This is a genomic window from Spirillospora sp. NPDC046719 (genome assembly GCF_040645715.1).
Taxonomy (GTDB): domain Bacteria; phylum Actinomycetota; class Actinomycetes; order Streptosporangiales; family Streptosporangiaceae; genus Spirillospora.
Map to the genome: position 1 here is coordinate 1 of NZ_JBEYYT010000096.1, position 26,757 is coordinate 26,757.

25 protein-coding genes are annotated in these 26,757 nt (G+C 74.4%); 20 read left to right on the plus strand and 5 right to left on the minus strand.

What is annotated here, in order from left to right:
* Positions 1-89: 89 nt before the first annotated feature.
* A complete protein-coding gene (locus ABZ914_RS18465) occupies positions 90-497 on the minus strand; it encodes a YciI family protein (RefSeq protein WP_500194247.1) in 408 nt (135 codons plus the stop codon).
* Positions 498-637: 140 nt separating this feature from the next.
* Here ABZ914_RS18465 and ABZ914_RS18470 point away from each other — a divergent pair, with 140 nt between their 5' ends.
* Positions 638-1,219 (plus strand): DUF2752 domain-containing protein, encoded by a 582-nt coding sequence (locus tag ABZ914_RS18470; protein WP_500194249.1) that lies wholly within the window; start codon positions 638-640, stop codon positions 1,217-1,219.
* A gap of 49 nt (positions 1,220-1,268) precedes the next feature.
* On the opposite strand, the gene ABZ914_RS18475 is transcribed toward ABZ914_RS18470, so the two are convergent.
* Together ABZ914_RS18475 and galE are read right to left on the minus strand one after the other, a co-directional pair.
* Positions 1,269-3,038, minus strand: coding sequence for a WD40 repeat domain-containing protein (locus ABZ914_RS18475; RefSeq protein ID WP_500194250.1), 1,770 nt, complete (start codon positions 3,036-3,038; stop codon positions 1,269-1,271).
* A 147-nt stretch (positions 3,039-3,185) separates the two neighbouring features.
* Entirely contained in the window at positions 3,186-4,199 is a 1,014-nt protein-coding gene (gene galE / locus ABZ914_RS18480; protein WP_387021067.1) for a UDP-glucose 4-epimerase GalE, read from the minus strand.
* A gap of 295 nt (positions 4,200-4,494) precedes the next feature.
* Here galE and ABZ914_RS18485 point away from each other — a divergent pair, with 295 nt between their 5' ends.
* From ABZ914_RS18485 to ABZ914_RS18525, 9 genes are all read left to right on the plus strand, one after another.
* Positions 4,495-5,163, plus strand: a complete 669-nt coding sequence (locus ABZ914_RS18485) for a response regulator (RefSeq protein WP_190864851.1) — start codon at positions 4,495-4,497, stop codon at positions 5,161-5,163.
* 155 nt (positions 5,164-5,318) lie between these two features.
* Positions 5,319-6,758 carry a YveK family protein gene (locus tag ABZ914_RS18490; protein WP_500194252.1) on the plus strand — a complete coding sequence of 480 codons (1,440 nt, stop codon included), beginning with the start codon at positions 5,319-5,321 and terminating at the stop codon, positions 6,756-6,758.
* Between the two features lie 3 nt (positions 6,759-6,761).
* Entirely contained in the window at positions 6,762-7,919 is a 1,158-nt protein-coding gene (locus tag ABZ914_RS18495) for a DegT/DnrJ/EryC1/StrS family aminotransferase (protein WP_500194253.1), read from the plus strand.
* 2 nt (positions 7,920-7,921) lie between these two features.
* Positions 7,922-9,139 carry a polysaccharide biosynthesis protein gene (locus tag ABZ914_RS18500; protein ID WP_500194255.1) on the plus strand — a complete coding sequence of 406 codons (1,218 nt, stop codon included), beginning with the start codon at positions 7,922-7,924 and terminating at the stop codon, positions 9,137-9,139.
* An 8-nt stretch (positions 9,140-9,147) separates the two neighbouring features.
* Positions 9,148-10,383, plus strand: coding sequence for a glycosyltransferase (locus ABZ914_RS18505; protein WP_190864860.1), 1,236 nt, complete (start codon positions 9,148-9,150; stop codon positions 10,381-10,383).
* Positions 10,380-11,768, plus strand: a complete 1,389-nt coding sequence (locus ABZ914_RS18510) for an O-antigen ligase family protein (protein WP_500194257.1) — start codon at positions 10,380-10,382, stop codon at positions 11,766-11,768. Before ABZ914_RS18505 ends, ABZ914_RS18510 begins: the two co-directional genes overlap by 4 nt.
* Positions 11,765-13,093, plus strand: coding sequence for a lipopolysaccharide biosynthesis protein (locus ABZ914_RS18515; protein ID WP_500194258.1), 1,329 nt, complete (start codon positions 11,765-11,767; stop codon positions 13,091-13,093). Before ABZ914_RS18510 ends, ABZ914_RS18515 begins: the two co-directional genes overlap by 4 nt.
* A 2-nt stretch (positions 13,094-13,095) precedes the next feature.
* Positions 13,096-13,905 carry a sugar transferase gene (locus ABZ914_RS18520; RefSeq protein WP_500194260.1) on the plus strand — a complete coding sequence of 270 codons (810 nt, stop codon included), beginning with the start codon at positions 13,096-13,098 and terminating at the stop codon, positions 13,903-13,905.
* Between the two features lie 25 nt (positions 13,906-13,930).
* Positions 13,931-14,857 carry a hypothetical protein gene (locus ABZ914_RS18525; RefSeq protein WP_500194262.1) on the plus strand — a complete coding sequence of 309 codons (927 nt, stop codon included), beginning with the start codon at positions 13,931-13,933 and terminating at the stop codon, positions 14,855-14,857.
* A gap of 43 nt (positions 14,858-14,900) precedes the next feature.
* Here the strand turns inward: ABZ914_RS18525 and ABZ914_RS18530 are convergent, their stop codons facing one another.
* Positions 14,901-15,038, minus strand: a complete 138-nt coding sequence (locus tag ABZ914_RS18530; RefSeq protein ID WP_500194263.1) for a hypothetical protein — start codon at positions 15,036-15,038, stop codon at positions 14,901-14,903.
* 224 nt (positions 15,039-15,262) lie between these two features.
* The gene (locus tag ABZ914_RS18535) at positions 15,263-16,438 is read right to left on the minus strand and encodes a Rieske (2Fe-2S) protein (RefSeq protein WP_241756246.1); all 1,176 of its coding nucleotides are present in this window, start codon (positions 16,436-16,438) and stop codon (positions 15,263-15,265) included.
* Between the two features lie 696 nt (positions 16,439-17,134).
* Here ABZ914_RS18535 and ABZ914_RS18540 point away from each other — a divergent pair.
* From ABZ914_RS18540 to ABZ914_RS18585, 10 genes are all read left to right on the plus strand, one after another.
* The gene (locus ABZ914_RS18540) at positions 17,135-17,911 is read left to right on the plus strand and encodes a sensor histidine kinase (protein ID WP_500194265.1); all 777 of its coding nucleotides are present in this window, start codon (positions 17,135-17,137) and stop codon (positions 17,909-17,911) included.
* Positions 17,908-18,555 carry a response regulator gene (locus tag ABZ914_RS18545; RefSeq protein WP_433141222.1) on the plus strand — a complete coding sequence of 216 codons (648 nt, stop codon included), beginning with the start codon at positions 17,908-17,910 and terminating at the stop codon, positions 18,553-18,555. Before ABZ914_RS18540 ends, ABZ914_RS18545 begins: the two co-directional genes overlap by 4 nt.
* Positions 18,556-18,637: 82 nt before the next feature.
* Positions 18,638-19,603 (plus strand): cytochrome P450, encoded by a 966-nt coding sequence (locus ABZ914_RS18550; protein WP_500194267.1) that lies wholly within the window; start codon positions 18,638-18,640, stop codon positions 19,601-19,603.
* Between the two features lie 244 nt (positions 19,604-19,847).
* Positions 19,848-20,990 (plus strand): alpha/beta hydrolase, encoded by a 1,143-nt coding sequence (locus ABZ914_RS18555; RefSeq protein ID WP_500194269.1) that lies wholly within the window; start codon positions 19,848-19,850, stop codon positions 20,988-20,990.
* Entirely contained in the window at positions 20,990-22,381 is a 1,392-nt protein-coding gene (locus ABZ914_RS18560; protein ID WP_500194270.1) for an alpha/beta hydrolase, read from the plus strand. The genes ABZ914_RS18555 and ABZ914_RS18560 overlap by 1 nt, the downstream gene beginning before the upstream one ends.
* Before the next feature lie 109 nt (positions 22,382-22,490).
* Complete coding sequence (locus ABZ914_RS18565) at positions 22,491-23,849, plus strand: sensor histidine kinase (RefSeq protein WP_500194272.1); 1,359 nt, start codon at positions 22,491-22,493, stop codon at positions 23,847-23,849.
* Complete coding sequence (locus tag ABZ914_RS18570; protein WP_190864891.1) at positions 23,846-24,511, plus strand: response regulator transcription factor; 666 nt, start codon at positions 23,846-23,848, stop codon at positions 24,509-24,511. Before ABZ914_RS18565 ends, ABZ914_RS18570 begins: the two co-directional genes overlap by 4 nt.
* 143 nt (positions 24,512-24,654) lie before the next feature.
* The gene (locus tag ABZ914_RS18575) at positions 24,655-25,275 is read left to right on the plus strand and encodes a response regulator (protein ID WP_500194273.1); all 621 of its coding nucleotides are present in this window, start codon (positions 24,655-24,657) and stop codon (positions 25,273-25,275) included.
* Positions 25,276-25,649: 374 nt separating this feature from the next.
* Entirely contained in the window at positions 25,650-26,261 is a 612-nt protein-coding gene (locus ABZ914_RS18580) for a DUF6230 family protein (protein ID WP_500194275.1), read from the plus strand.
* Between the two features lie 4 nt (positions 26,262-26,265).
* On the plus strand, positions 26,266-26,757 hold a 492-nt coding region (locus tag ABZ914_RS18585), incomplete at its 3' end, for a DUF6114 domain-containing protein (RefSeq protein ID WP_500194277.1).

Below are 26,757 nucleotides of genomic sequence, written 5' to 3' on the forward strand. Positions count from 1 at the left end.
GTCCGCCGCGAAGTCGGCTCCGCGGCGGACGAGGACGCCGAGCACGCCCGGGATGAGGCTCCGGAGCAGGACCTCGTCCACGCGGGCCGTCACTCCGTGATGGTGGGCGGCGTGCCGAGGAACGGGCGCACCTCGAGCCATTCGTGGATCGGCCTGCCGCCCGCGCCGGGAGCGGCCGACAGCTCCCCGGCCAGTTCGAGGGCGCGCTCGTAGGAGTCGACGTCGATCACGTACCAGCCGGCGATCAGGTCCTTGGTCTCGGCGAACGGGCCGTCGGTGACCGGCGGGCGCCCCTCGCCGTCGTAGCGGACGAACGTGCCCTCCGACGACAGCGCCTGGACGTCGACGAGCTCGCCCGTCTCCTCCAGCCGGGCCCCGAAGTCCTCCATGTACTTCACGTGCGCCGTGACCTCCTCGGGCGTCCACCGGTCCATCGGCACGTCGTTGACCGCGGCCGGGGCGCCCCGGTAGTGCTTGAGCAGCAGGTACTTGGCCATTGGTGTTCTCCTCGTCGCCGGCGCGACCCATTCTGGCCGCGTTCGCACCGGGGACGGAGCCGGACGCCGGTTCTCGACATCCCGGCTCGAATTTTTTTCGGCGCGGCCCGGGTCCGCCGCCTCCGGGGTAGAACGGGACGGTGAGCGGTGAAGAGCGGGCGGCCGGGCCGATGCCCGTGCGGGTGAGCTGGGACCGCGACGACCGGCACCGGCGGCTCCGCGCGGTGGCGGTCGCGGGGCTGGTGGCGGGGGCGCTGATGGCCGTGTTCGGGCTGCCGCCGATCGCCGTCCACAGCCCGCTCCGGCTGGTCGGCATGGTGTGCCCGCTGTGCGGCGGGACGCGGGCGGTGCAGGCGCTGATGCGCGGGGACGCCGCCACCGCGTGGCACTACAACCCGCTCGCGTTCGCGGTGGTGCCGGGGGCGCTGCTGGTCCTGGTCAGGTGGGGTGCGGGACTGGCCACCGGGCGCTGGGTGAACGTGCGCGTGCTGCGTCCGGCCGCCGTCTGGGTCGTGGCCGCGGTGGCCGTCGCCGTGTTGTGGGCGAACCAGGCGTCGCACGCGGCGATGCTCCGCCACGGCGACGGGAGCCTGCGGCACCAGGTGATGGGCATGGGCCTGGGGATGGTGGTCGTGGCGGCCGCCGCCGCGGTCCAGATGCTCGTCGTCCTGCCGCTCGTGCGCCGGGTCCGCCGGAGCGGGACGGAGCGGCCCGGCGGGTGACGCCGCCGGCCGCCCGGCGCGCGGAGCCGGGGGCCGGGCGGCGGGCGGGTCACGCTTCGCAGATGCGGACGAGCTCGTTGGCCGCCCAGCGGATGGACGGATGGTCGTCGTCGAGCAGGTGCCGCAGGGACGGGACCGCCGCCTTGACCGCCTCCCGCTCGTCGCCGGGACCGTCCGCGATGTCGGCGATGAGGAGCAGAAGGGTGTTGCGGGCCCGGTTGCCGGGCACCAGCATCCGCTCCACCAGGAACGGGACGGCGGGCGCGGCCGCCGCGTTCGGCCCGCGCCGGTCGACCAGGAGTTCGTAGAGGCGTTTGACCGCGGCCTGCGCCGCGTCCTCGTCGTCGGAGGCGAGCGTGCCGAGCAGGCCGGGCACCTCCACGGCCGGGCCGTGGTTGGACCAGAGGTCCTTCCAGGCGATCCGGTCGATCCGGGAACGGAAGTCCCGGTCCGGCCAGAGGCGGTCCAGGTCGAGGCGGAGCGCGGCCGACCCCCCGGTGGCGGTCACGTGCAGGACGCCCTCGGGCCGCAGGCCGAGGGCCTCGATGCCGGTGCCGATGCGCAGGTCCGCGACGGACCGGGTGGCCAGGTCCCAGATCCGGACGAGCCCGTCGGCCCAGGCGGCGGCGACGGCGGCGCCGGTCTCCAGGGTCGCGCCGGCCAGCGCGGTCACCGGCGCGTCGCGGTGCGCGAAGGCCCGGGAGAACACCCCGACGCCCGGCTTCCAGCGGCGCAGGACGCCGTTCGCGTCGCCGCTGACGACGGTCAGCTCATCGGCGGCGCGGACGCACGTGACGGCGGTGACCGGCGCGCGGTGCAGCTTCTCGGCGCCGATCTCGGCGCCGGCGGCATCCCACACGTGGACGTGGCCGGCGGAGGTGCCGGCGGCGGCCGCCGTCCGGTCGCGGTCGGTGCCGGCGGACGTGCGGTCCGGCAGGTCGCGGAGCGCGGCGACGTCGGGGAGGGCGGGCACGGCGGAGGCGGCCGGGGCGGCGGCGGCCGTCCAGCGCTCGTCGTCACCGGCGAACGACGCGGGGCCGAGGTCCTCGGTCGGCGGCGGCACCTCGGCGGGCGCGGCGATGTCGTCGTCGGACCAGGTCAGCCCGAGCGTGTCCAGGACGTCGACGAGGGCCCGGCGGGTCCGGGCGTGGACGACGATCGCGAAGTCGGCGCCGGGCCCGCGGCCGTGCCGGATGATCGCGTCCGGCGCGCCGTACGACAGCGCGTCGGTGCCCATCTCCTGCCAGGGCAACAGGCCCATGTCGCGGTAGTGCTCCCGCAGCCGCGCCACGATTCCGGGGTCGCCGTCGACGGTCTTGCGCGGCACCCGGATGCTCCAGCCGAAGTGCGAGGGCAGCCGTTCCAGCGCCAGTTGCAGGAAGAACTCGGAAACGGAGCGGCTCTGCGTCGTCCAGCCGCCGGCGGTGTTGACCACGACCTTCGGGTCGTCCTGGGCGGCCTCGGAGGCCAGGTATCCCCACTGGTTGACCCACTGGTACTCGGCCATGATGACGCGGACGGCGTCGCCCGGCGGGTCGTCGACGGAGTCGGGGGCGGACGGCGGCCACTGCGGGTGGGTCCAGTAGAGGCGCGGCCGCATGGCGAAGGAGTTGAACGGCGAGTCCCACCATTCCAGGAGCGCGGCGGGAACCGGTTCGTCCGGCTCGTATCCGGGGGCCTCGTCCTCCCGGCTCGCCAGCGGGTCGCCGCCGGGGTCCCGGTACCCCCATTCGCGCTGCACCTCGTCGAGCAGCGCCCAGCGCGGCCGGTCCGCGGCGAGCCGTTCCGCGAACCGCCCGTAATCGATGATCTTGGTCATGCGCCGCCAGCATAGGGCCTTGCGCGGGCGCGGGCGCGCCGCTCGTCCGGTCCCCTCCAGCGGAAGGACCGGGGACCGGACGAGCCCCGGGCGGGCGGGTCGGTGCGCCGCCGCGGCGGCCCCGCGGGGCCGCCGGGGAGGCGCGGCTCAGGCGACGTCGAGCTCCCGGCGCCGCTCGGCCCACTGCAGGGAGTGCCGGATGGCGTCCTCGATCGTGTACTCGGGCTTCCAGCGGAGCAGGTCCCACGCCTTGTCGGGCCGGACGAACGCGCCGACGACGTCGCCGGGCCGCGCCGGGGCCTCCTCCGCGACGAACGCGTCCCCGACGACCTCGCGGAACGCCTCGACCAGCTCCCGGACGGTGGTGCCGTCGCCGGTGCCGAGGTTGATCACCTCGTAGCCGGAGCCCTCCCCGGCCGGCCGCAGCGGCGGGACGATCGAGTCGAACCGGTCCGCCGCCTCGCAGAACGCGCGGGCGATGTCCCAGACGTGGATGTAGTCGCGGATCGCGGTGCCGTCGCGGGTGTCCCAGTCCACCCCGGTGATCTTGAACGGGACGCCCAGCTCGTACGACTCGATCATCTTGCCGAGCGCGTGCGTCGGCTTGCTGTTCTGCAGGCCGGTGCGCAGCTGCGGGTCGGCGCCGATCGGGTTGAGGTAGCGCAGCGAGACGACCCGCAGCGAGGTGGCGCGGCAGACGTCCTCCAGCATCAGCTCGGCCATCATCTTCGAGCGGGTGTAGGGGTTCTGCGGCTCCAGCGCCGAGGTCTCCGTCACCGACAGGTCGGCCTCCGGCCGGTACATGCCCGCGGTCGACGCGAAGATCATCCGGTCGCAGCCGTTGCGGACGAGGTGCTCGGCGAAGTCGCGGGTGCGGCCCAGGTTGACGCGGTAGTAGCGGAGCGGGTCCGCCATCGAGTCGGGCACCACGATCAGCGCCGCGCAGTGCACGGCCACGGTGATGTCCGGATGCTCCCGGAAGATCGTGTCGACCAGCTCCCCGTCGCCGATGTCGCCCTGGTAGAAGATCTTCCCGTCGGTGAACTCCTGCCGGCCCGTGATGAGGCTGTCGAGCACCACCGGCGTGACCCCGCGTTCGGCGAACGCGGACGCGATCGTGCTGCCGATGAACCCGGCTCCCCCTGTGATCAGGACTTTCATAGTGGCATCCCCTGAGCCAGTGCATCCCTGCTCGGTCACGCACAGGATCAGCAGGCGGCCCCGGATGGTCAACGGCGCGCCCTCCAGGTTGACCGGCACCGGACGGCGGTGAACCGGCACCCGGTACGGGGCGTCCGCGCACGGTTCCTCCCGCGCGCGCCCGCCACCTGCGAAGATCCCCGGGCGGGCGCGCGAGCCGGGTTCCGTGCCCGGTGCCCGGGGCGCCGCGGCATGTCCGAAACGACTACAGCGTTTGCAGGATCCGCATCGCCGCCGCACCGGTCATCGTCGGTGGATGCAACCGATCCGGGTCCTGATCGTGGACGACCACGCGCTGTTCGCCGAGGCGCTCGCCGCCCGGCTGGGCCGCGAACCCGATCTGGTGATCCTGCCGATCGCCGCGGACGTCCGGCGCGCGCTGGCGCTCGCCGGCACCGAGCGGCCGCAGGTGATCGTGCTGGACATGACGCTGGGCGCCGAGAGCGGCCTGGACGTCCTGGACCGCGTCCGCGAGGACCACCCCGACGTGCGGGTGGTGGTGCTGACGGCGATGAGCGACCTGGACACGCTGGTGCAGGCGGTGCGGCGCGGCGCGGTCGGCTGGCTGTCGAAGACCGAGGGCGCCGACCTGGTCGCGCGGGTGATCCGGTCGGCGGCGCGGCAGGGCGGCTGGATCCCGCCGGAGGTGCTGGGCGAGGTGCTGCGCCGGCTCGTCGCGGGCGACGCGCGGGACGGCGGCGGCGCCCGGCTGCTGGCGGAGCTGACGCCGCGCGAGCGCGAGGTGCTGCAGTGCATGGTCGACGGCCTCGGCCGCGCGGAGATCGCCGAGCGGCTGGGGCTGTCGGCCAACACCGTCCGCACCCACACGCAGAACCTGCTGGCGAAGCTCGACCTGCACTCGGCGCTGGAGGCGATCACGCTCGCGATGCGCGCCGGGATGCGCCCGGGCTCCGGCGAGGGCTGAGCCCCCGCCGGGCCGAGCCGCACCGGGCGCGCCGAGCCGGGCCGAGCGGGGCCTGATGCAAACGGCGTAGTGGGGGGTCGTCGTTTGGGCGATTCGGGCGGCATCGGGCCTTCCTACGCTCGGCCCTACGAAGCCGCATGCCGGAGGGGAGACCCGTGGAGATCGATGAGGTCGCGGCGCGCGTCGCCCGCAGCTACTGGGCGCTCCTGCTGGTCATGACGGTCGTCCCCCTGGTGCTGGTGGGCGGCGTGATGAGCCGGCAGGACCCGCCCGCGGTCGCGAAGACGCGCCTGCAGGCCACCGCGAAGGCGGCGGACGCGGCGGCCGGGGACGCGGGCGTCAGCACCGAGGTCAGCCAGGTGAAGGCGTTCGCGACCAGCGACAACCTGCTGGCCGGGGTGCTGGGGCAGCTGCGGCTGCAGCGGTCCACCACCAAGCTCGCCAAGGACATCGGGGTCGCCGGGCTCGGCACCTCCACGGTCGTCGAGCTGTCGGTGAAGGACAAGGACCCGCAGGCCGCGCGGAAGCTGACCGACGCGATCGGCGCCGCCGTGGTGAAGGAGATCAACGACTCCAACCAGGGCGCGATCAACCGGCAGCTCGGCGACATCGACAAGCGGGTCCGGGACCTGGAGAAGAAGCTCGGGCCACTGTCGCGGCGGGCCGGCGCGCAGCCCAACCCCGACATCGGCGCCGCGAACGAGCGGGAGCGGGTGCAGGCGGAGCTGACGGACCTGCGGTCGAACCGGTCGGACCTGCAGGCGCAGCTGCTGGCGGCGGGGAACGCCTCGGTGGTGCAGCCGGCGGTGCTGGCGCCGAAGAGCGACCCGGCGGTCATGATGGCGGTCGTCGCGGGCCTGGTCGGGCTGATCGCCGGGATCCTGATCGCGGTGCTGAACGAGATGGCCCGCCCCACGATCCCCGGGCAGCGGCGGGTCGCGCGGCGGCTCGGCGTCCCGCTGCTCGGCTGGGCCGACAAGGGCCCGGCGGAGCTCGCCGACCTCGGCCGGCGGGTCCGGCTCGCCGCCCGCAAGGAGGAGGTCGGGCAGGTCACCCTGGTCGGCGCGCCCGGCCCGCTGCCCGCCGACCTGGTGTCGTCGGTGGCGTCGGCGGTGTACGGGGACCGGACGAAGGTGGTCGGCGCCCGTCCCGTCCGGCAGCGTCCGGGCGAGGGCGACGGGGGCGGCACCGTGACCGGCGCCGCCGCGAAGCCGAAGGGCGGCCGGCCGGGGAAGGACGACGGGTCCGGCGACGAGCCGGGCGACGGCCCGTCGCTGAACAGCTCCGGGCCCGGCACGGGCAAGAGCACGTCGGTGGTCCGCGCCGGGGGCGGCACCGCCGTGATGACGAAGAAGTCCGGCGAGGCGGTCTCCCCGTCGGAGATCACCCAGCCCGTTCCGGTGCCGGCGCGCGCGGCCTGCCACGTGCACGCGTTCGAGGACATCGATCCGGGCTCGGACGACGAGGTCGGGGTGGTCGTGGTGGTCGGTCCGGTGACGCGGGTGTCGGGGCTGGAGACGGTCCGGGACCTGGTCGCCGCTTCCGGCTGGCCGCTCCTCGGCGTCATCGCCACGTCCCGCAAGATCAAGGGGTAGCAGATGAGTTCAGCCGGTCAGTCCACCGTTCCGTTCACGATCCCGTCGGTGTCCGGCGAGGTGTCGGACGCCGTGGTGAAGGTGCTCGACTCGGGGTGGATCACCACGGGCCCGCAGACCGCCGCGTTCGAGCAGGAGTTCGCCGACTATCTGGGCGCCGCGCACGTCGTCGCGGTCGCCTCGTGCACGACCGCGCTGGAGCTGTGCCTGCGCGCGCTTGAGCTGCCGCCGGGGTCGGCGGTGCTGACGCCGAGCCTGACGTTCTGCGGCGCGATCAACGCGATCCTGCACGCGGGGCACCGGCCGGTGCTGGTCGACATCGACGAGGACACGCTGGTGCCGAGCCCCGAGACGGTTGCCGCCGCGGCGGCCCGGGTGACCCCGGCGGCGATGATCGTGCAGAACCAGGGCGGCTACCCGGTGGACGTGGCGGCGCTGACGGCGGCGGCCGGGCTGGACCGGACGCGGGTCATCGAGGACGCGGCGCACGGCCCCGGCGCGGCGCGCGGCGGGAAGCCCGTCGGGTCGGAGTCGTTCGCGGCGTGCTTCTCCTTCTACGCCACCAAGAACATGCCGATCGGCGAGGGCGGCGCCATCGCGACGAGCGACGAGGGGCTGCAGGAGAAGGTCCGCGCGATGCGGCTGCACGGGATGAGCAAGGACTCGTGGAAGCGGTACCTGCCGGGCGGCAGCTGGCGGTACGACGTGAAGCAGATCGGCCTCAAGGCGAACATGACGGACGTGCAGGCGTCGATCGGGCGGGCGCAGCTCGCCGCGCTGCCGGAATGGCAGCGGCGCCGCGCCGAGATCGTCGCCGCCTACGACGCGGCGTTCCGCGGCCTGCCCGGCCTGACGCTGCCGCAGCGGAACCTCGACGGGATCCAGCACGCGTGGCATCTCTACCAGGTGCGGGTCGAGGACCGGGACGCGATCAGCGCGGAGCTGGAGGCGGCGGGCGTGTCGACGTCCGTCCACTTCATCCCCGCGAACCAGATGACGTCGTACCGGGACATCCTCGGCGCCGACGAGTGCGCGCGGGTGCCGGTGACGGACCGGGTCGGCGAGGAGCTGCTGTCGCTGCCGCTGTATCCGGGCCTCACGTCCGACGGACAGGACCGCGTCATCGCCGCACTCACCGAGGCGCTGCGGGCCCGGAGCTGACCGTGCGTTGGTTCCCGCCGCGCCTGGCCCGCAGGGACGTCCCGCCCCAGCCCGTCCCCCCGGTCAGCCCGCTCGCGTTGCTGATGGGGCGGGACGAGGTGGCGCTGGCCGGGCTGCGCGGCCGGCGCCTCGTCCGGGGCCGGCGGGTGCTGGTCACCGGCGCCTGCGGGACGGTCGGGTCGGCGCTGTGCCGGCAGGTCCGGCGGCTGGAGCCCGAGGCGCTGTGCCTGGTCGACAAGGACGCGGCCGGGCTCGCCCGGCTCGGCCGGGAGCTGGCCGCGGAGGCCGCCGAGGCCGGCGGGGACGCCGGCGCGGTCCGGGTCACGCTCGCCGAGGCGGACGTGCGCGACGGCGCCCGCGTCGACCGGGTCGTCCGGGACGCCCGTCCCGACCTGCTGTTCCACACCGCCGGCCAGAACGAGCTGGCGAAGGTGGAGCAGGACCCGTGCCGGGGCGTCGCCGACAACGTCGTCGGCACCCGGCACGCGGTCGACAGCGCGGTCCGGCACGACGTCCAGCGTATGGTGTTCGTCTCCTCCGACAAGGCCGCCGAGCCGACCTCGGTGTTCGGCGCGACGATGCGGCTCGGGGAGCTGCTGCTGCAGACCGCGACGGGCGGCCCGACGTGCTTCGCGGCGGTCCGCGTCGGCAACGTCATCGGCGAGGCGGGGGCGCTGCTCAGCGTGCTCGCGCACCGCATCTCCTCCGGCGAGGTCGTGACGGTCACGCATCCGGAGGTCGCGCGGCACTTCATGACGGTGGCGGAGGCGGCGGGGCTGCTGATCGAGGCGGCGGCGCTGGCGGAGGAGGCGGAGACGTTCGTGCTGGACATGGGCCGTCCCGTCCCGGTCGTCGAGCTGGTCCACCGGTACGCCGAGCAGCTGCGGCTGCCGGAGGTGACGATCCGGTTCAGCGGGCTCGGCCCCGGCGAGAAGCTCGCGGAGAAGGCGTTCGCCGACTCCGAGCGGCGGATCCGCACCGCGCATCCGAAGATCTGGGCGACCCGTCCGGCGCCGCCGCCCGCCGGGCTGCCGCAGCTGCTGGACGAGCTCGCGGCGGCGGCCGGCGACGGCGACGACGGCCGGGTCCGGCTGCTGCTGCGCCGGCTGCTCCCGGAGTACCACCCGGTGCGGCGCCCGCTGCCGGCCGGCGACCCGCCGCCGCCCGGACCTTCTTGTCTCTGTGACGCGGGGTGCAGCCCCGATCCTCCCGGCCTGTGAGGTGCGCGTTGAGTACGACCAGGAAGCTCCGAGTCGCCACGGTGATCACCCGGTTCAACGGCGGCGCCGGTCAGGTGGCGCTGAACGGCGCGCTGGCGCTGCCGGCCGGGGAGTACGAGCGCGCGATCGTCACCGGCGGCGTCGGCATGGACAGCGTCGCCTCGAACGGCGAGGCGCGCGCGACGAGGGACACCGTCCTGTACGGGGACGAGGCGGTCGAGAACGCGGCGGCGGGCGACCTGACCCCCGCCGCGCACGCCGCCGGGATGGAGATCGTCCAGGTGGGGCCGCTGGTCCCGCAGATCTCGCCGCGCGACGACCTCGCCGCGCTGAAGACGCTGACGCGGGTGCTCGCCGAGGGGCGCTACGACGTCGTCCACACCCACAGCGCGAAGGGCGGCGTGATCGGCCGGGTCGCGGCGGCCCGCGCGGGCGTCCCTCGAATAGTCCACACCTGGCACGGGTTCCCGTTCAACGAGTTCCAGTCGTGGGCGCGGCGCCGCGTCTACATCCGGCTCGAGCGGATCGCCGCGAAGCGCACCGACGCGTTCCTCGCGATCGGGTCGGAGACGGTGACGACGGCGCTGCGGCTCGGCCTCGCCACGCCGGAGCGGATCCGGCTGTCGTGGCCCGCGGTGGACGTGGACGCCTACGCGACCGCGGCGGGGTCCCGGGCGCAGGCGCGCCGCCGCCTCGACCTGCCGCTCGGGGTGAAGGTCGTCGGCGCGATCGGCCGGCTGACGTTCCAGAAGGGCCCGGAGATCTTCGCGAAGGCCCTCGCGCGGCTGCCCGACGACGTGTTCGGGCTGTGGGTCGGCGGCGGCCCGATGGCGGACGAGCTGGACGCGCTGACCGCGAAGCTCGGCATCGGGGAGCGGATGCGGTGGCTCGGGCACCGCGACGACGTCGCCGAGGTGCTGCCGGCGTTCGACCTGATGGCGATGCCGTCCCGGTGGGAGGGCCTGCCGTGCGTGCTGGTCGAGGCGATCGGCGCGGGGATCCCGCTGGTCGCCACGGCCGTCCCGTCCAACCAGGACCTGGTGCTGGCCGGGGAGACCGGGATGCTCGTCCCGCCGGAGGACCCCGAGCGGCTCGCCGGCGCGATCGGCGCGCTGCTGGACGACCCCGCCGCCGCCGCGCGGATGGCCGAGCGGGCCCGCGCCCGGATCGGCGACTGGTTCTCCCCCGCGCACCTCGGGACCGTCCTGGACGAGACCTACCGAGGAGGCTCCAAGCGCCCATGACCGTCCTGACCAAAGCGCCCCCCGACGCGCCGCCGGGCACCCCGCCGGACGCCGGAGCCTCCGCCGGGCCGGAGCTCCCGGCGCTGCGGCGGCGGTGGCCGCTGACGTCGGTCGCCCTGGTGCTCGGCATCGCGTCGCTGCCGATGCTGATGCCGGCGGGCCTGCCGCCGGGCCCGGGCAACACCGGGCTGCCGGACCTCGCGCTCATCGGTCTGGTCGCGGTGACGCTGCTGTGGGCGAGCGGCCGGGGGCTGCCGGTGCGCTGGCCGTTCCTCGTCCCCACCCTGATGACGATCATCGCCGGCGGGATCGCCGCGGTCGTCAACCAGGCCGGCACGCTCACCCTGGTCAAGGACCTGTTCGTACTGATGTGGGCGGTGTGCATCGCCAACCTCGGCCGCGACCCGAAGGTACTGCGGCTCGCGCTGCGCGCGTTCGTGGCGATCGGCACGCTCTACGCGGTCATCGAGATCCTGGGGATGGTCCTCGGGATCGAGGCGATGTCCGGCAAGCAGCTCGACGGCGAGCGCGCCATGTTCACCTTCGGCGACGCGAACTACGCCTCCAACTGGTTCATCTGCGTCTTCTTCATCACCCGCGCGACCCGGTACCCGCGCAAGACCTGGCACCGCTGGGCGGTCTGCGCGATCCTGCTGACCGCCGAGGGGCTGACCGGCTCCAACGGCGGGCTCCTCGCGCTGTGCGTCGCGCTGCTGCTCGGCTACCTGTTCGGGCTCATCCGCGAGGGCAGAGCGCACCACGCGATCGCGGTCGGCTCGCTGGCGTTCTTCGTCGCGGGCGCGGGCGTCGCCGTCGTCACCACCGTCGACATCCAGCCCTACCTGGACCAGGCGAGCCAGATGTCGCCGGTGCTGCGCGACTCCATCGGGCGCACCACGGGGGAGAGCACCGAGTCCCGCAGCTCGGTGAACGCCGCGACCGTCCAGATGCTGGAGGAGCAGACGCACCCGTGGGGCATCGGCCCCAACCAGACCCGCCCGCAGATGCTCGCGCGGCAGTACGGGTACGTCCGCGAGGCGCACAACGACTACATCGCGGCCGTGCTGGAACGCGGGTTCCTCGGCGGGATCGCGCTCGTCACGCTGCTGTTCGTGCTGATCATGCGGTGCGTGCGGATCGCCCGGCGGGGCGCCCTCACCGCCGAGTACGCGGCGCTCGTCCCGCGCCCGGAGATGTTCGGCGCGCTCCTCGCCGTGTTCCTCGTCTCCGCGCTCTTCTACCAGACCCTGCACTACCGGCACGGCTGGGCCTTCTTCGGCCTGGTCGCCGCGCTCGACCTCTTCGGACGGCGCGCCGCCCCGGGAGGGCGGCCCGCCGGAACCCCCGACGACCCGGACGGCCCCGCCGCGGAGGGAGCCCGATGACCGACATCCAGCAGCCGACGGCGGCCCTGACCGCCGACGCCGAGGCCGGACGGCTCCGGCGCCGGCTTCTCGCGCTCGTCGCGGGGAACATGGCGGGACGGATCGGCGCGCTCGGCTCGCTCGGCATCGCCACGATCCTCGTCGCGCGGATCGGCGGGCCGAAGCTCGTCGGCGCGTTCACGCTCGTGCGGATCCTGCCGGGGCTGCTGTGCCAGCTGTCCAGCGCCGGGCTGCCCGGCGCCGCGCCCTACTTCCTGGCCCGCGACTCCTACGACCAGAGCCGGGTGCGGCCCACCCTGGCGTGGCTGACCGTCATCGGCGCGGTGCTCGGCGGGGTCGGCTGGCTCGCCCTCAGCCCCCTCGCCTACCTGGTGTTCTTCAAGTCGTTCGGGATCTGGATCACGCTCGCCGCGGCGGCCCCGTCGTTCACGCAGGGTTTCGTGTCGGTCGGCAAGGGCCTGCTCCAGGGCACCGACGACCAGCCCGGCGCGAGCCTCGCCATCGCCGTCGAGGAGTTCGTGTTCGTACCGATCTACCTGGTGCTGCTCACCGGCTGGTACGGGCCCGGCGCGCTGATCGCCGGGCTGGTCCTCGCCGACGTCGCGGCGGCCGCGTGGATCGCGCGGCGGCTCGCGACCCGCGGGTTCTTCCGCGGCTGGGGGCGCGCCGACCCGCGCCTCGGCCGGACGATCGCCGGGTACGGGGTGCGCGGCTACGTCGGGCAGCTCATCGACCTGCTCCAGCTGCGGTTCGACATGGCGCTGCTCGGCGCGCTCGCCGGCCCGAAGGTGCTCGGCGTCTACACGGTCGCGAGCAAGTTCGCCGAGCTGGTGCAGCTGCCCGGCCTCGCCGTGAACTACGTGCTGTACCCCGACTTCGCCAAGGAGGACCGGGCGAAGGCGACCCGGCGCACCGCGCGCCTCATCCTGCCCGCGCTCGGGGTGTCCGTGCTCGCGGCGGTCCCGCTCGCGCTCATCGCCGGGACGGCGCTGCCGTGGATCTTCGGGGACGTGTTCGACGACGCGGTCGTGCCCACCTACATCCGGCTCGCCGGCGTCGTCACGTTCGGCGTCACCGGGCTGATCATGGCCTACCTGTACGGCGTCGGGCGGCCCGGCGCCGCGTCCACCGGGCAGGGCATCGGCCTGCTGGTCGTCGTCGTGCTCGGCGCCGTCCTCATCCCCCGGCACGGCGCGGTCGGCGCGGCGATCGCCACGTCCGTCTCGTTCGTCGCCACCACCGCCGCGCTGCTCGCCTGGTTCCAGCACGTCCGCAGGACCGCCGGGGCCGCGGCCGACGACCCTGCTCCGCACAGCAAGGGGTGACCATGTCCGAGGACAACACCGAACTCGCCACGCGGCCCGTCGACCCGTCCGACGGCGTCGCGCCGTCGGGGGCGCGCCGCGCCCTGGACATCGCCGGCGCGCTCACCGGGCTGCTGCTGCTCAGCGTCCCGCTGGCGCTCATCTACCTGCTGGTCCGGCTGTCCAGCCCGGGTCCCGGGGTGTTCAAGCAGACCCGCGTCGGGCAGGGCGGCCGGCCGTTCACCATGTACAAGTTCCGGACGATGCGGCAGGGCGTCGGCGGGCTCACCGTCACCGCCAACTGCGACCCGCGGCTCACCCGGATCGGCAAGCTGCTGCGGGAGTGGTCGCTGGACGAGCTGCCGCAGCTGGTGAACGTGCTGCGCGGGCAGATGACGCTGGTCGGGCCGCGCCCGGAGACCTACGACCTCGCGGTGCACTACGACGCGGACTCGCGGTGGATCTTCGACCACCGGCCGGGGCTGACCGGGGTGTCGGAGGTCCGGTTCCGCGACTTCGACGTGCTCGGCCCCGGCGAGGAGGTCGACCTCGTCAACTACATCGAGCGGATCGTCCCGGCGCGGGTCGCGGTGGACGCGATCTACCTGCGCGACCCGTCGATGCGGCAGACGCTGCGGGCGCTGTGGGACACCGTCAAGCACATCCTCGGGTTCACGATCCCGCCGCTGCAGGTGGCGTCGGACGGGACCGTCGAGGAGGCGCCCGAGCCCGCGCCGCCGCACACGGCACCGCACACGGCACCGCACACGGCACCGCACGCGGCGGACGCCGCACCGCGCACGCCCGCCGAGGAGCCCGGCTCCGCCGCGTAGAGACCCGCATCGGGGAAAGGGAGACATGGACATCCGGGACGTCCGGTTCAAGGTCTCGGCCGTCGCGGCCGCGGTGGTGCTGGTGGCCGGGTTCCTCCTCTACCTGCAGCACCGGTCGTCGTCCGGCGGCGACGACCCCTACAGCGGCCCGCCCGCGACGCCCGGCAGCCCCGCCGCCCGGCCGGGCGAGACCCGCCGCATCGCGCTGAACACCCAGCCGTCGGACTACCCGCGGCTCAAGGAGCTCGGCTACGACCTGGTCGACGCCAAACCGGACGACTCGCTCGTCGCGGGCGTCCCGGACGGGATGCAGGCGCTGCTGTGGGTCGGCAACTTCACCTGCGGCTCCTTCGACCTCGACTACGGCGCGTTCACCCGGGCGGTGCAGCGGTACGGGCGCAACCCGAAGGTGTACGGGTGGTACCTGTCCGACGAGCCGGACACCGGGCGCTGCCCGAAGATCGCCGGTGAGATCCGGCGCCGCGCCGACTACATCCGGCAGAACGCGCCCGGCCAGGTCTCGTTCGTCTCGCTGACCGACTGGCCGATGCGGCAGCTCGCGCCCAAGCGGGTCGGCGTCGACCTCTACGGCCTGGACCCGTACCCCTGCAAGGGGTCGGCGGACGTGCAGGACTCGTGCAACATCGGGGCGATCGACCGGATGGTCCGGCTGGCCGACGACGCCGGCATCCCGCGCGCGCAGGTCGCGCCCGTCCTGCAGACGTTCGGGCAGAGCTGCAGCAAGGGCGACAAGCAGTACTGGCTGCCGACGCAGGCGCAGTTCCGGAGGATCCTCGCCCGCTGGGACAGGCTCGCGCCGCGTCCCAGGCTCGAGATCTCCTACTCGTGGGGGCACCAGTCCGAGTGGGCGTGCCCGTCGCTGGCGGACGCGTCCGGCGGCGCCCATCCCGACCTGCAGAGCATCATGAAGGCCCGCAACACCGCGAAGTGAGACCGGCCCCGGCGGTCGCCCGAGAGGTCGGTGCTCGGGACGGTCAGTGCGTGGGGTGGTCGGCGACCGCGGGATGGCCCTCCGACGGCAACGGCAGGTTGAACGACCCCACCTTCAGGGCCAGGACCTCCATGCCGCCGATGAGCAGCACGAACACCACGGCCATCAGGCCAAGCTGCACCCGGTTCGGCTTCCTGCGATTCAACGTGCGGCTCAGCCTGACACTGAAAGCCGCCCAGGCCCCGCGTTTCACGCGCACCCCTTCAATCCCCCATTAACCACGAGAAATTTAACCACAACCCCCGACCCGGACACGCCCGGCCGGCGCTCCTTCGCCGGCGTGCGGCGAGCCACCGTCATGCCGGCCCGCATGACGGTGGCTCGCCACGTGTGACGACGTCCAGGTCAGGAGACGCGGCGGCTCGTGAGGTTGGCGGCGCGGGCGTTCACGCACGAGCCCGTCGCCAGGTCGAACGCGAAATTGTGCGCCAGGCAGTGCACCTGGCCGTCGCGGATGACCGCGCCGACCGACAGGTCCTCGCCGGCGTGCGGGCAGTACCGCGGGATGTCGTAGCACCCGCCGGCCCACTCGACGGTGATCCGCTCGCTCTCGTCCCGGCCCGTCTCGTACGCCTCGACGGCGTTCAGGGCGGGCGCGTTCGCGTGCTTGAGCAGCCCCACCAGGTAGTCGTTGTAGACGTCCGGGTCGCGGTACAGGCTGAGCCGGAAGGAGATGAGCAGGTCCTCCCAGGCCATCCGGCCGGTCAGCACGGAGTCCAGCCAGCGGCCGGCCGTGGTGATCCGGTAGTGCGGGCGCGCGTCCGGGGACGCCTCCCCGACCGTCAGCCCCTCCGGCGAGAAGTCCACGTCCCAGACCCCGCCGTTCGGGCCGGTGATCTCGAACCGGACCAGCATCGCGATCTGCCGGAGGAAGTAGTCGCTGAGCGAGCCGAGGTGCTCGAAGTGGGCGGTGAACCGCGCGAACAGGTCCGGGCCCGGCTCCGGGTACTCGGCGAGGACGCCCTCGATCAGCTCCTTGCGGTCCTCGGCGTACTGCTTGAGGTAGGCCGGGCGCTCGTCGTCGGCGAAGGAGAACTCCGCCGAGACCGGGTCCCGGACGATCCCGCCGGTGTCGAGGTCGACGGTGTCGCCGGGCTTGAAGCACTCCCAGCGCTGCCGCGGCAGGTGCTCGCGCAGCCACTCCGCGGAGACCTCGGGGTCGCAGAACGCCCCGTCCCGCTGGCCGAGCACCCAGTTGAGGTGGTCGACCTCGCCGTCCAGGAAGCACGGCGGCCCGGCGAACGGGACCGCGAGCTCCGGCTGGGTCTGCCGGACGAGCCGCTGCGCGGCGCGCAGCTTCGACACCCGCTTGTCCATCGAGACCTTGGCCATCTCCTCGGCCGGGTACTCGTAGCAGATCGGATGCCAGGACGCGCCGGAGGTCTGCAACGCCATCAGGTCGAGCCGGCCGCCCGCCAGGTGCTTGGCCCGGCGGGCCTGCGCGGCGGTGAGCCGGGCGTCGTTGCAGTGCAGGATGCCGCGGCCGTCCGCGACGATGAGAAAGGCCGCGTCATGGCACATAGGGGAGAGTTCCGGAATGACCGTTATCCAGGAGCCCCGATTGTCGAGCGGGAATTTCTCCCAGGGCTCTATCTCGATTACCTGGCGGGAACCCGCGGCTTCCGCCATCCGTTCCCGGAAGGCCGGGCCCGGATAGCGCGGAATGAGGATCCGCGTCCGCTGCGGAAGCCGGCCGATGACCCAGGGGTCGAAATGATCAAGGTGCTCGTGCGAGACCGCCACCCAGTCCGCGGCGAGCAACCGATCGGTGTCGAGGTGATCGTTTCTGGGGTACTGGTGCCAGGCCCCGATAAAGGCCCCCGTCGGAGCGAGCCACGGGTCTGCGAGCAGGTGGAACGCCCGGGCGTGCACCGACACCCCCGCGTGTCCGATAAATGTGACCGTCGGCATACCGAGACTGTCCCTCGCCGGCCCCGCCACCGCACCCGCCCGAATGCGCAAAGCGGCTACGCCGTAGGCATGAAGGAAATGCCACAAGCCGAACTGACAATCCTGACTTAGACGCTCGGAGAAAGACCCGAGTTTACCCGGATCGACGCATGTCCACTTCCGGTCAGAGACCGGTCTGTTGCGGTCAATTGACTGGACACGACCCGGCACGCGGGGTGACCGTCGAAGGCGGTGCTGGTAAATAGGGACGGGGGTCCATTCATGATCAACGGGCGGTCACGGTCCTCCCCGGGAGCCGGCGCGGGCGTGGGGACGCTCGCCGCCGCTCCCCCGCGGGAGGACGGGCGCGAGGCCGTGCGGGAGGACGCGCGGCCCGATCCGCCGGCCGCGCCGGAGACGGCCGGCGAGCACGCCCTGTGGAAGCGGCGGCTGCGGCACGACATCCGGCACGAGCTCGGCACGATCATCATGCTGGCGTCGGCGGTCGTCGTCGCCGAGGACGTCGGCGACGGCAGCCGCGCGCGGATCGAGCAGCTGCTCGGCGAGACCCGGTGGCTCGACCACCTGCTCCGCCGGCTCGACGAGGACGACGACGACCAGCCCATGCCGAGCCCGGAGCGGATCCGGGTGGACGAGCTGACCGCCGAGGTCGTGACCGGCATGCGGCTCGCCACCCCGCACGAGGTCTGCTTCGGCGGCGGCGAGGCGTGGGCGCACATGGACCCCGTCGCGCTGTGGCGGGCCGTCCGCAACGTCCTCGACAACGCCTGCCGCGTCGCCGAGGGCCGCGTCAACGTCCGGGTCGAGGCCGACCAGGGCTGGGTCGTCATCCAGGTCGACGACGACGGCCCCGGGTTCGGCGCGGGCCCGGGCACCGGCGGGGGGCGGCGCGGGCTGGCCTCGCTCGGCCTCGGCATCGTCCACGACCTCATCTCCGGCTACGGCGGCAGCCTGGAGATCCGCACCTGCGAGATGGGCGGGGCGCGGGTGCGCATGCTGCTGCCGTCGGCCCCGCCGCTCGGCGACCCGGCGCCGCCGCACGACCCGGCGCAGCACGCCGACGACTGGCGGCCGCACCCATGAGAGTGATCATCTGCGACGACCACGCCGTCTTCGCCGACTCGCTGTCGCTGGTCCTGTCGGACGCGGGGCACGTGGTGGTCGGCGTCGCCTACTCGCCCGAGGAGGCGCTGCCGGTGCTGCGCGGCCGGCAGGCCGACGTCTGCCTGATCGACCTGCAGTTCCCGTCCGGCACCGCGCTGGACTGGATGCCGCGGCTGCGCGCCGCCGCCCCGCAGACGCAGTTCGTGGTGCTGACCGGGTTCCTGGAGCGGCACGTCCTGGAGGAGGGCGTCGCCGCGGGCGTGCGCGGGTTCGCGCACAAGGGCCAGCAGGCCGGCGACATCCTCGCCGTGCTGCGCCGGGTCGCGGACGGGGAGGTCGTCGTGGACCAGGCCGCCCGCGCCGACGCCGTCCGGCCGCGCAGCCAGGCGCAGCGGGTGGCGCGGTTCCTCACCCCGCGCGAGCGGGAGGTCCTGACGCGGCTCGCGCGCGGCGAGTCCACCCAGGCGCTGGCCAAGGCGATGGGCGTCACCCGCAGCACCGCGCGCAGCCACGTGCAGAGCGTGCTGAGCAAGCTGGGCGTGCACTCGCAGCGGGAGGCGGTGATCGAGGCGGCCCGGCACGGGCTGGTCAGCGTCGAGACGGGTGAGTGGCTGGCGGGCTGACACATGGCGGGGGACGGCCGAATCCGGACACACGGGGTTCGGCCGGGACGCGTTAGCGTCCACCTGGGAGGGAGGGGTTCCCATGCCTCGACGGGGAGGCGCGCTGCCCGTCTCGGACGCGGCGGTCCTCGGCTGCGCGGACGCCTTCGCGCGCGGCGTCCCGCACGACCGGCTCGACCGGCTGCGCTCGCGGACGCCGGTCGTCTGGCAGGACGCGGGCGCGGCGGAGCGGCCGGGCGCCTGGGCGGTGCTGCGGTACGCCGACGTCCAGCACGCCCTCATGCGCCCGCAACTGTTCCCGCCGGAGGACGACGGTGTCCTGCACGGCCCCCGGACGGAACCGCCCGACGGCACCGGGCGATCCGGCGGCATGAGCGGGCGCGGTGGCCGGCCGGCGGGACGCCCCGATCCCGACGCGATCCCCGACGCGATCCCCGACGACGAGCCGGGCCGCGCGCCGATCGACATGGACCCGCCCATGGCCGCGATGCTGGACCGGATCCCGCCCGGCGACGCGGTGGACTTCGTCCGGCAGGTCGCGCACGACCTGCCGGAGACGCTGCGCAACACCCTCGCGGGCGGCCTGCACGCCCTGCTGCGCCATCCGGACCAGTACGCCCGGCTCCGCGCGGACCGCGGCGACGAGCGGCTGATCGACAGCGCCGTCGAGGAGATGCTGCGCTGGTGGACGCCGGTGCTGCAGGTGCGGCGGCGGGTCCGGCGCGCGACGGAGGTCGGCGGGGTGCCGCTGCTGCCCGGCGAGCGGGTGGCGCTGTGGCTGGTGTCGGCCAACCACGACGAGGACGTCTTCCCCGACCCCGGCCGGTTCGTGCCCGGCCGCTTCGCGGAGGGGGCGCGGCCGCACCTGTGCTTCGGCACCGGCCGGCGCGCCTGCCTGGGCGCGCGCCTGGCCCGGGCGCACCTGCGGGCGTTCCTGGTCGCGCTGCTGGAGCGGCCGGCGCTCGCGCAACCGGCCGGGGAACCGGTAATGTCGCGGTCCAGTGCCCGTCACGGTTTCGAGCGGCTGCCGATCCGCTGGAACGGCTGAGGGCGGGCCCGAGCGCACTGTGCGCCATCTCACCGGATCGCGGCGTCGTACCGCCGCCTCCTCAGCGTCCCCCGAACCGGCCCCGGACCGCCGACCAGCGGTTCCGCGCCGCGCCGGCGGCCGCACCGGAACGGTCCACCGGCGAGGGGCCGTTCGCTGAACTTCGATCGGGACTCCGCCGTATCCCGGCAGAGTCGCCTGTCGCGCGCCCGCATCCCGGGCGCGGCACCAGAGGGGGCTGGTTGTGGGACTGACGAGTTCGGGGCTGCTCGCCGTGCTGTCGCTGCTCACGGCGGCGTGCCTGGCGTGCACCGTGTGGCTGTGGCCGCGCGCCGCTGGGGGCGGCGCCCGCGCCGTCGCGAGCCGGGCGGCGCTGCTGGCCGGCTGCCAGGTCGCCGTCCTGCTGACGCTGCTGGCGTCGGTGAACACCTACTACCTCTTCTACGGCTCGTGGCGCGACCTGCTGAGCGCGGCGGGCGGGAAGGCGACGCAGGCGCAGCACCCGCCGCCCGGCGGCGCCGGGGCGGTGGCCGCGAGCCAGGCGGTCCGGAAGGTGCGGACCGACCTCGACCCGGGCGGCAAGGGCGGCCACGTGGCCGCGCGCGACGGCCAGGTCGAGCACCTCGACATCCGCGGGATCCGCACCGGGATCTCCGCCGAGGCGTACGTCTACCTCCCGCCGCAGTACTTCCAGCCCGCCTACGCGGCGCGCCGCTTCCCCGTCGTGCTGCTCATCGCCGGCTACCCCGCCGCCGACCGGATGGTGTGGATCGACAAGGGGCACATCCCCGAGGACGCCGCGAAGGCCCTCGCCGCCGGCCGGATCCAGCCGATGATCTACGTGATGATGCGGCCGACCGTGGAGGAGGGCTGGGACACCGAGTGCGCCGACGTGCCCGGCGGCCCCCAGGTCGAGACGTTCTTCGCGCAGGACGTCCCCGAGGCGGTCTCGGGGGCGTACCGGACCGCGCGCACCCGCACCGGCTGGGGCCTCGCCGGATACTCGACCGGCGGGTTCTGCGCCGCCAAGCTCCTGCTGCTGCACTCCGACCGGTTCTCCGCCGCCGCGAGCATGGCCGGGCACTTCGACGCGCTGCTCGACCGCACCACCCGCGAGCTCTACGGCGGCAGCAAGCAGATCCGGCGGAGCAGCGACCTCGTCTGGCGGCTGCGGAACCTGCCGCAGCCGCCGGTGTCGGTGCTGGTGGCGTCCGCGGACGTCGGCGAGAAGACGTACCCGTCGGCGCAGCGGTTCATGAAGGCGGCGCGGCCGCCGCTGGTCGTGGACAAGCTGCTGCTGCCGACCGGCGGCCACAACTTCAAGACCTTCCGCAAGTACATCCCGCCGTCGATCGCGTGGCTGAGCGCGCACCTCAAGGGGGAATGATGCAGCCGGTCAGTGCGGCGTTCCTCGTCCTTGTGTGCGCGCCCGCAGCGGCGTGCGTCGTCGCCGCGGTGGTGCTGTGGCCGCGGTTCGCCGGGCGCGGCGTCCGCCCGGTGGCGGCCCGGACGGGGCTGCTGCTGGGCTCGCAGGCGCTGCTGACCGCCGCGGTCGTGCTGCTGGTCAACCGGTACTTCGTGTTCTACGCGACGTGGGACGACCTGCTCGGCGGCACCACCACGAGCGCGACGGTGAAGCAGGTGCAGCCGAGCCGGGGCGCCGAGGCGGCGCCCGCCGGGCTGGCGCACCGGGAGACGACGGAGCTCGGGCCGAAGCGGCGCGGGCACCAGCGCGACCCGGCCGAGGACGGGCGGGTCGACCGGCTGGACGTCGAGGGCGCGCGCAGCGGCCTCGGCGCGCAGGCGTACGTCTACCTCCCGCCCGAGTACTTCCAGCCCCGGTACGCGAACCGGCGACTGCCGGTCGTCATCGCCGTCTCCGACGACGGGTCCGGGTCCGACACCGGGACGGCGTGGCTGCGGCAGGCGAGGCTGCCCGACGCGGCCGTCGCCGCGATCCGGGCGGGCCGCGCCCAGCCGGTGATCTACGCGGCGGTCGGGGCGGTGCGCCGGTTCGCGCCCGTCCGGACGCCGTCCGCGAGCCCCGTGCACGGCGGTCCGGGCAAGCCGGGCGGGCCGGAGGAGCCCGGCGGGCCGCAGGGGCCGTCCGGGCCGGGCGCGCCGGTCGGGTCGCACGGGCCCGTCGACGGGGCGCCGGAGGCGGCATCGCGCCCCGTCCGCCCGGCCGGGTGCCTGGACCTCCCGGGCGTCCCGGGCGGGCAGGCCGAGACCTTCCTCGCCCAGGACCTGCCGCTCGCGTTGTCCGGCACCTACCGGCTGCCGGAGACGCGCGCGGGCTGGGGCGTCGCGGGGATCGGGACGGGCGGCCAGTGCGCCGCGCGGCTCGCCATGCTGCACTCCGACCGGTTCACCGCCGCCGCGTCGCTGAACGGCCGGTTCGGGCCGCCCGCCGACGGCTCCGGCACGGACGCCCGGACGGTCGTCAAGCTCAAGCCCGGGGCGGGGAAGGCGCCGCGCGGCGGGACGAAGGCCGCGCCGGAGCCGGACGACCCCTACGGCGGCAGCGGTCCCTACCGGCTCGACCAGGACCTGACGTGGCGGCTCCAGCACCTCCCGCCGCCGCCCGTCTCGGTGCTGGCCGCCGCCCGGGCGACCGGGCCCGACGCCGAGGCGGCCGAGCGGTTCGCGGCGCTGGCGAGGCCGCCGATGCACGCGGACAAGGTTCTCGTGCCCGGTGACCCGGCGACGCTGAAGCAGTGGCGCGACCACCTGCCGGCCGTGCTGGAGTGGCTCAGCGCCCATCTCAGAGCCGAATGACCGGTACGCCGCGGTCCTCCCCGGGCCGGTCCCCTACCTCCCGAGGAGTAGGCCCGCTGCCTCCTCCCGGCCGACGTGCCGCCGCGCGCCGATGACCTAACGTGCAGGAATGAGCACTTCGCCGCCGCAGGGGGCGGTCCGGGCGCACTGGCCGCGGCCGTCCACGTGGCCCGTGTGGGTCGTCCCGCTGCTCGTGCTGGTCGTCGAGTTCTTCGGGACGATGGCGGCGCAGCACGGCGCGTCCCGGGACCGGACGCCGAACAGCGGCGACGGCTGGGGGCACGGGCACGGCTGGGGCGACAGCTCGCCCGGCTACGGCACCACGCACCTCGACGCGCTCGGCTTCGCGATCGTCCTCGCGGGCCCGGCTCTGCTGCTGCTGCGCCGCCGGTACCCGGTGCCCGTGCTCGCGGCGACCGGCCTGCTCACCGGCCTGTACTTCCTGCGCGCCTACCCGTACGGGCCGGCGTTCGCGGCCGTCGGCGTCGCGATGCTCGGCGCGATCGTCGCCGGGCACCGGCTCGTCACCTGGGCCGGGACGGCGGTCTCGGTGGCGCTGTACTTCGGGATCACCGCGCTGATCGGGGTCCCGTTCGTGGAGCGCGGCATGCCCGGCCGCGCGTTCCCGGTGGAGGAGCCGAGCGTCGGCGGGGTCAGCGTGGTCGTCGGCTGGTCGCTCGCGGTGCTGGTGACCGCCGAGCTCGTCCGGATGACCGGGCAGCGGGCCGCCGAGCGGGCCCGCACGCGGGCCGAGGAGGAGCGCCGGCAGGCCAGCGAGGAGCGGCTGCGGATGGCGCGCGAGCTGCACGACGTGCTGGCGCACAACATCTCGATGATCAACGTGCAGGCGGGGGTGGCGCTGCACCTGATGGACGGCGACCCCGAGCAGGCCCGCACCGCGCTCGCCGCGATCAAGGAGGCGAGCAAGGAGGCGCTGACCGAGATGCGGTCGGTGATCGGGGCGCTGCGGGCGCAGGGCGAGACCGCGCCGCGCTCCCCCACCGCCGGGCTCGGCCGGCTGGACGACCTGCTCGCCCGCGCGCGCTCCGCCGGGCTCGCGGTGGACGCCGAGATCACCGGGGAGCGCCGCCCGCTGCCCGCGGGGGCCGACCTCGCCGCGTTCCGGATCGTCCAGGAGTCGCTGACCAACGTGACCCGGCACGCCGGTCCGGGCCCGGTGACGGTCACGGTCCGCATCGCCTACCGTGAGCGGGAGATCGAGGTGCGGGTCGAGGACGACGGGCGGGGCGTCTCCCTGCTGGACGACCATCCGGGCGGCAGCGGCATCCGCGGCATGCGGGAGCGGGCCGCCGCGCTCGGCGGGACGTTCGACGCCGGGCCGCGGGCGGGCGGCGGGTTCGCCGTCCGGGCGGCGCTGCCGCTCACCGGCGAGCCGGAGGACGCGGCGGACGGCGACGGCGCCACCGGCGCCGGTGAGGGGACTCCCGCGGAGAGGGGCGGTCGATGATCAAGGTGCTGCTCGCCGACGACCAGGTGCTGGTCCGGGCGGGGTTCCGGGCGCTGCTGGACGCCCAGGACGACATCGAGGTGGCCGGCGAGGCGAGCGACGGCGAGGAGGCCGTCGCGCAGGCGCGCCGGCTGCGCCCGGACGTGATCCTGATGGACATCCGGATGCCGGGCCTGGACGGCCTCGCCGCGACCCGCCGGATCGCCTCCGACGACCGGCTCGGCGACGTCAAGATCGTGATCTTGACCACGTTCGAGCTGGACGAGTACGTCTTCGAGGCCCTGCGCGGCGGCGCCAGCGGGTTCCTGGTCAAGGACACCGAGCCGGTCGAGCTGATCCACGCGGTGCGGGCGGTCGCGGCCGGGGACGCGCTGCTGTCGCCGGGCGTGACCCGGCGGCTGATCGCCGAGTTCGCGGCGCGGGCGAAGGAGCCGGCGCCGTCGCCGCGGCTGAACGCGCTCACCGACCGGGAGCGCGAGGTGATGGCGCTGGTCGGCGAGGGCCTGTCGAACGAGGAGATCGCGGCCCGCCTGGTGGTGAGCCCGGCGACGGCGAAGACGCACGTCAGCCGCACGATGGTGAAGCTCGGCGCGCGGGACCGGGCGCAGCTCGTCGTGTTCGCCTATGAGTCGGGACTGGTCAAGCCGGGCTGGCTGCCCTAGAAAGGGGGACGGGCGGGCGCGCCCGGTGTCCCCCCGGCACGGGCCCCTGCCCTGGAAATTCGCACTCTGTCGCGATTCACTGTTCGCGTCCGTGGTGACATGACAAGGTGGAACGCACAGGCCGTCACCGAAGAAGGAGTCCGGTGCCGCACGACATGAGGATCCTCGCCGTCGACGACCGCGAGGAGAACCTCACCGCCCTGGCGGCGGTGCTCGACGCGCTTCCGGTCGAGGTGGTGCCCGCCTCGTCCGGGCAGGCGGCCCTCAAGGAGCTGCTGGGCGACGACTTCGCGCTGATCCTGCTGGACGTGGTGATGCCGGGGATGGACGGTTTCGAGACCGCCCAGCACATCAAGTCCCGGCCGCGCACCCGGGACATCCCGATCATCTTCCTGACCGCGGCGGGCGGCGAGAGCGAGCAGGCGTACCGCGGCTACGCGGCGGGCGCGGTCGACTTCCTGACCAAGCCGTTCGACCCGTGGCTGCTGCGCGCCAAGGTGTCGGTCTTCCTCGACCTGCACCGCAGCAACCTGGAGCTGCGGCGGCAGGCGGCGCTGCTGCGCCGCACCCTCGCCGAGCACGGCGCCGGGACGGACGAGGCGCCGGAGGGCGGCTGCGGCGGGCTGCTGGAGGCGCTGGACGAGCGGGTCTCCCGCGTCGAGGAGGCGCTGGCCCGGATGCGGTCCGGGGAGGCCGCCGACGACCTCGACGCGAGCGTCGCCGATCTGCGGCTCGCCCTCGACGCCTTCTCCGCCGGGAGCTGACCCCCCCGTCCCTCACCGCGGCCCGGCGCGTCCCTCACCGCGGCCCCGGCGCGTTCCTCGCTGAGGGCCGACCCGGCGCGTCCCCACCGGGGCCGCCCCTCGCCCGAGGCTCCGCAAACCCTTGCTGTGCCGGGGTTTCGGACGCCCGTCAGTGACTACTTACAGTAGTGGATTACGGCCCGTCCCGAACCGGGGGGCGAGCGGCGACTGTGATCATTCCCGCAGGTCACCTGCCCGGATTCTTTACCTTTGAGTTCTCTGTACGGGTTTGCCGCAAGTAAGTACTTGAGGGTAACTTGCACTCACCGTCACGCACGTGACCCGCATCACCGGGCGCCTCCCGCCCGTACCCCCGACCCCCCAGGAGTCCCCCTATGACCGACCCCGCCGGCCCCACCGACGCCGCCGACGCCGGCCTCGGCCGCGTCCGCTGGAAGCGTTTCGCCGCCATCGCCGCCCCCGCCGCGATCGGCGCGGGCGCCCTGGTCTTCATGACCGCGCAGGGCGCCATCGCCTCCTCGTTCGCCGTCTCCGGCAGCAGCTTCAAGGTCAGCGCCGACTCCCTCACCGGCACGGGCTTCGTCCAGTACGGCGACGTCGACGCGAGCAAGGACGGCACGAAGCACCCGGTGCAGGTCTCCGGGATCAAGAACGCGACGATCACCAACATGTGCCAGTCGGTCAAGGTCGGGCCGTTCACGCTGCGGCTCACCGCGGGCGACAAGGGCACCCCGGTCCAGGCGTCCGACCTCGTGCTGGACGTCGAGCAGCTGAACGCCGACGCGGAGTTCTCCAACATCGAGATCGGCCGGGACGCCAGCACGCTCGACAAGGGCCCGAACGGGGCGAAGGGCACGGCCGGGATGTTCGGCCAGCAGGCCGACTCCCTCAAGCTCACCGGCGTCAAGCAGGTCGCGTGGGCGACCACCGCCGGCACCTTCAAGCTGAGCGGCCTCAGCATGAAGCTCGGCAAGGAATGCTTCTGAGGCCATGACGGACACGACACCCCACGGGTTCCGCCGCTGGCGGCGCACGCGCCCCTTCTGGGGCGGCGCGTTCGCCGTCCTCGGCGGCGCGGAGCTCATCGCGATCCCCCTCGCCCCGATGCCGCTGGTCGTGCACCAGGGCATCGCCGGCGTGGCGAGCTGGCTGATCGGCGCGCTGCTGATCGCCGCCGGCGCGCTGATGTGGTTCCAGCCCGCGCAGCGCGGCTTCTTCGGCATCCTCGCCGTGCTGCTGTCGCTGGCGTCGTTCCTCACCTCCAACTTCGGCGGGTTCCTCGTCGGGATGCTGCTCGGCCTGCTGGGCGGGGCGCTCGGCTTCGCCTGGGCGCCCGCGCGGCCCCGCGGACCGGACGATCCGGGCGGCCCCGAGGCCCCCGCGCGGCCCCGCGCCGGCGGGCACGGGGCCGGCGCGCACGCGGCGCCGCGCGGCGGGCGGTTCACCGCCCTCGCGCTGCCGCTGGCGCTGCCCGGCGCGCTG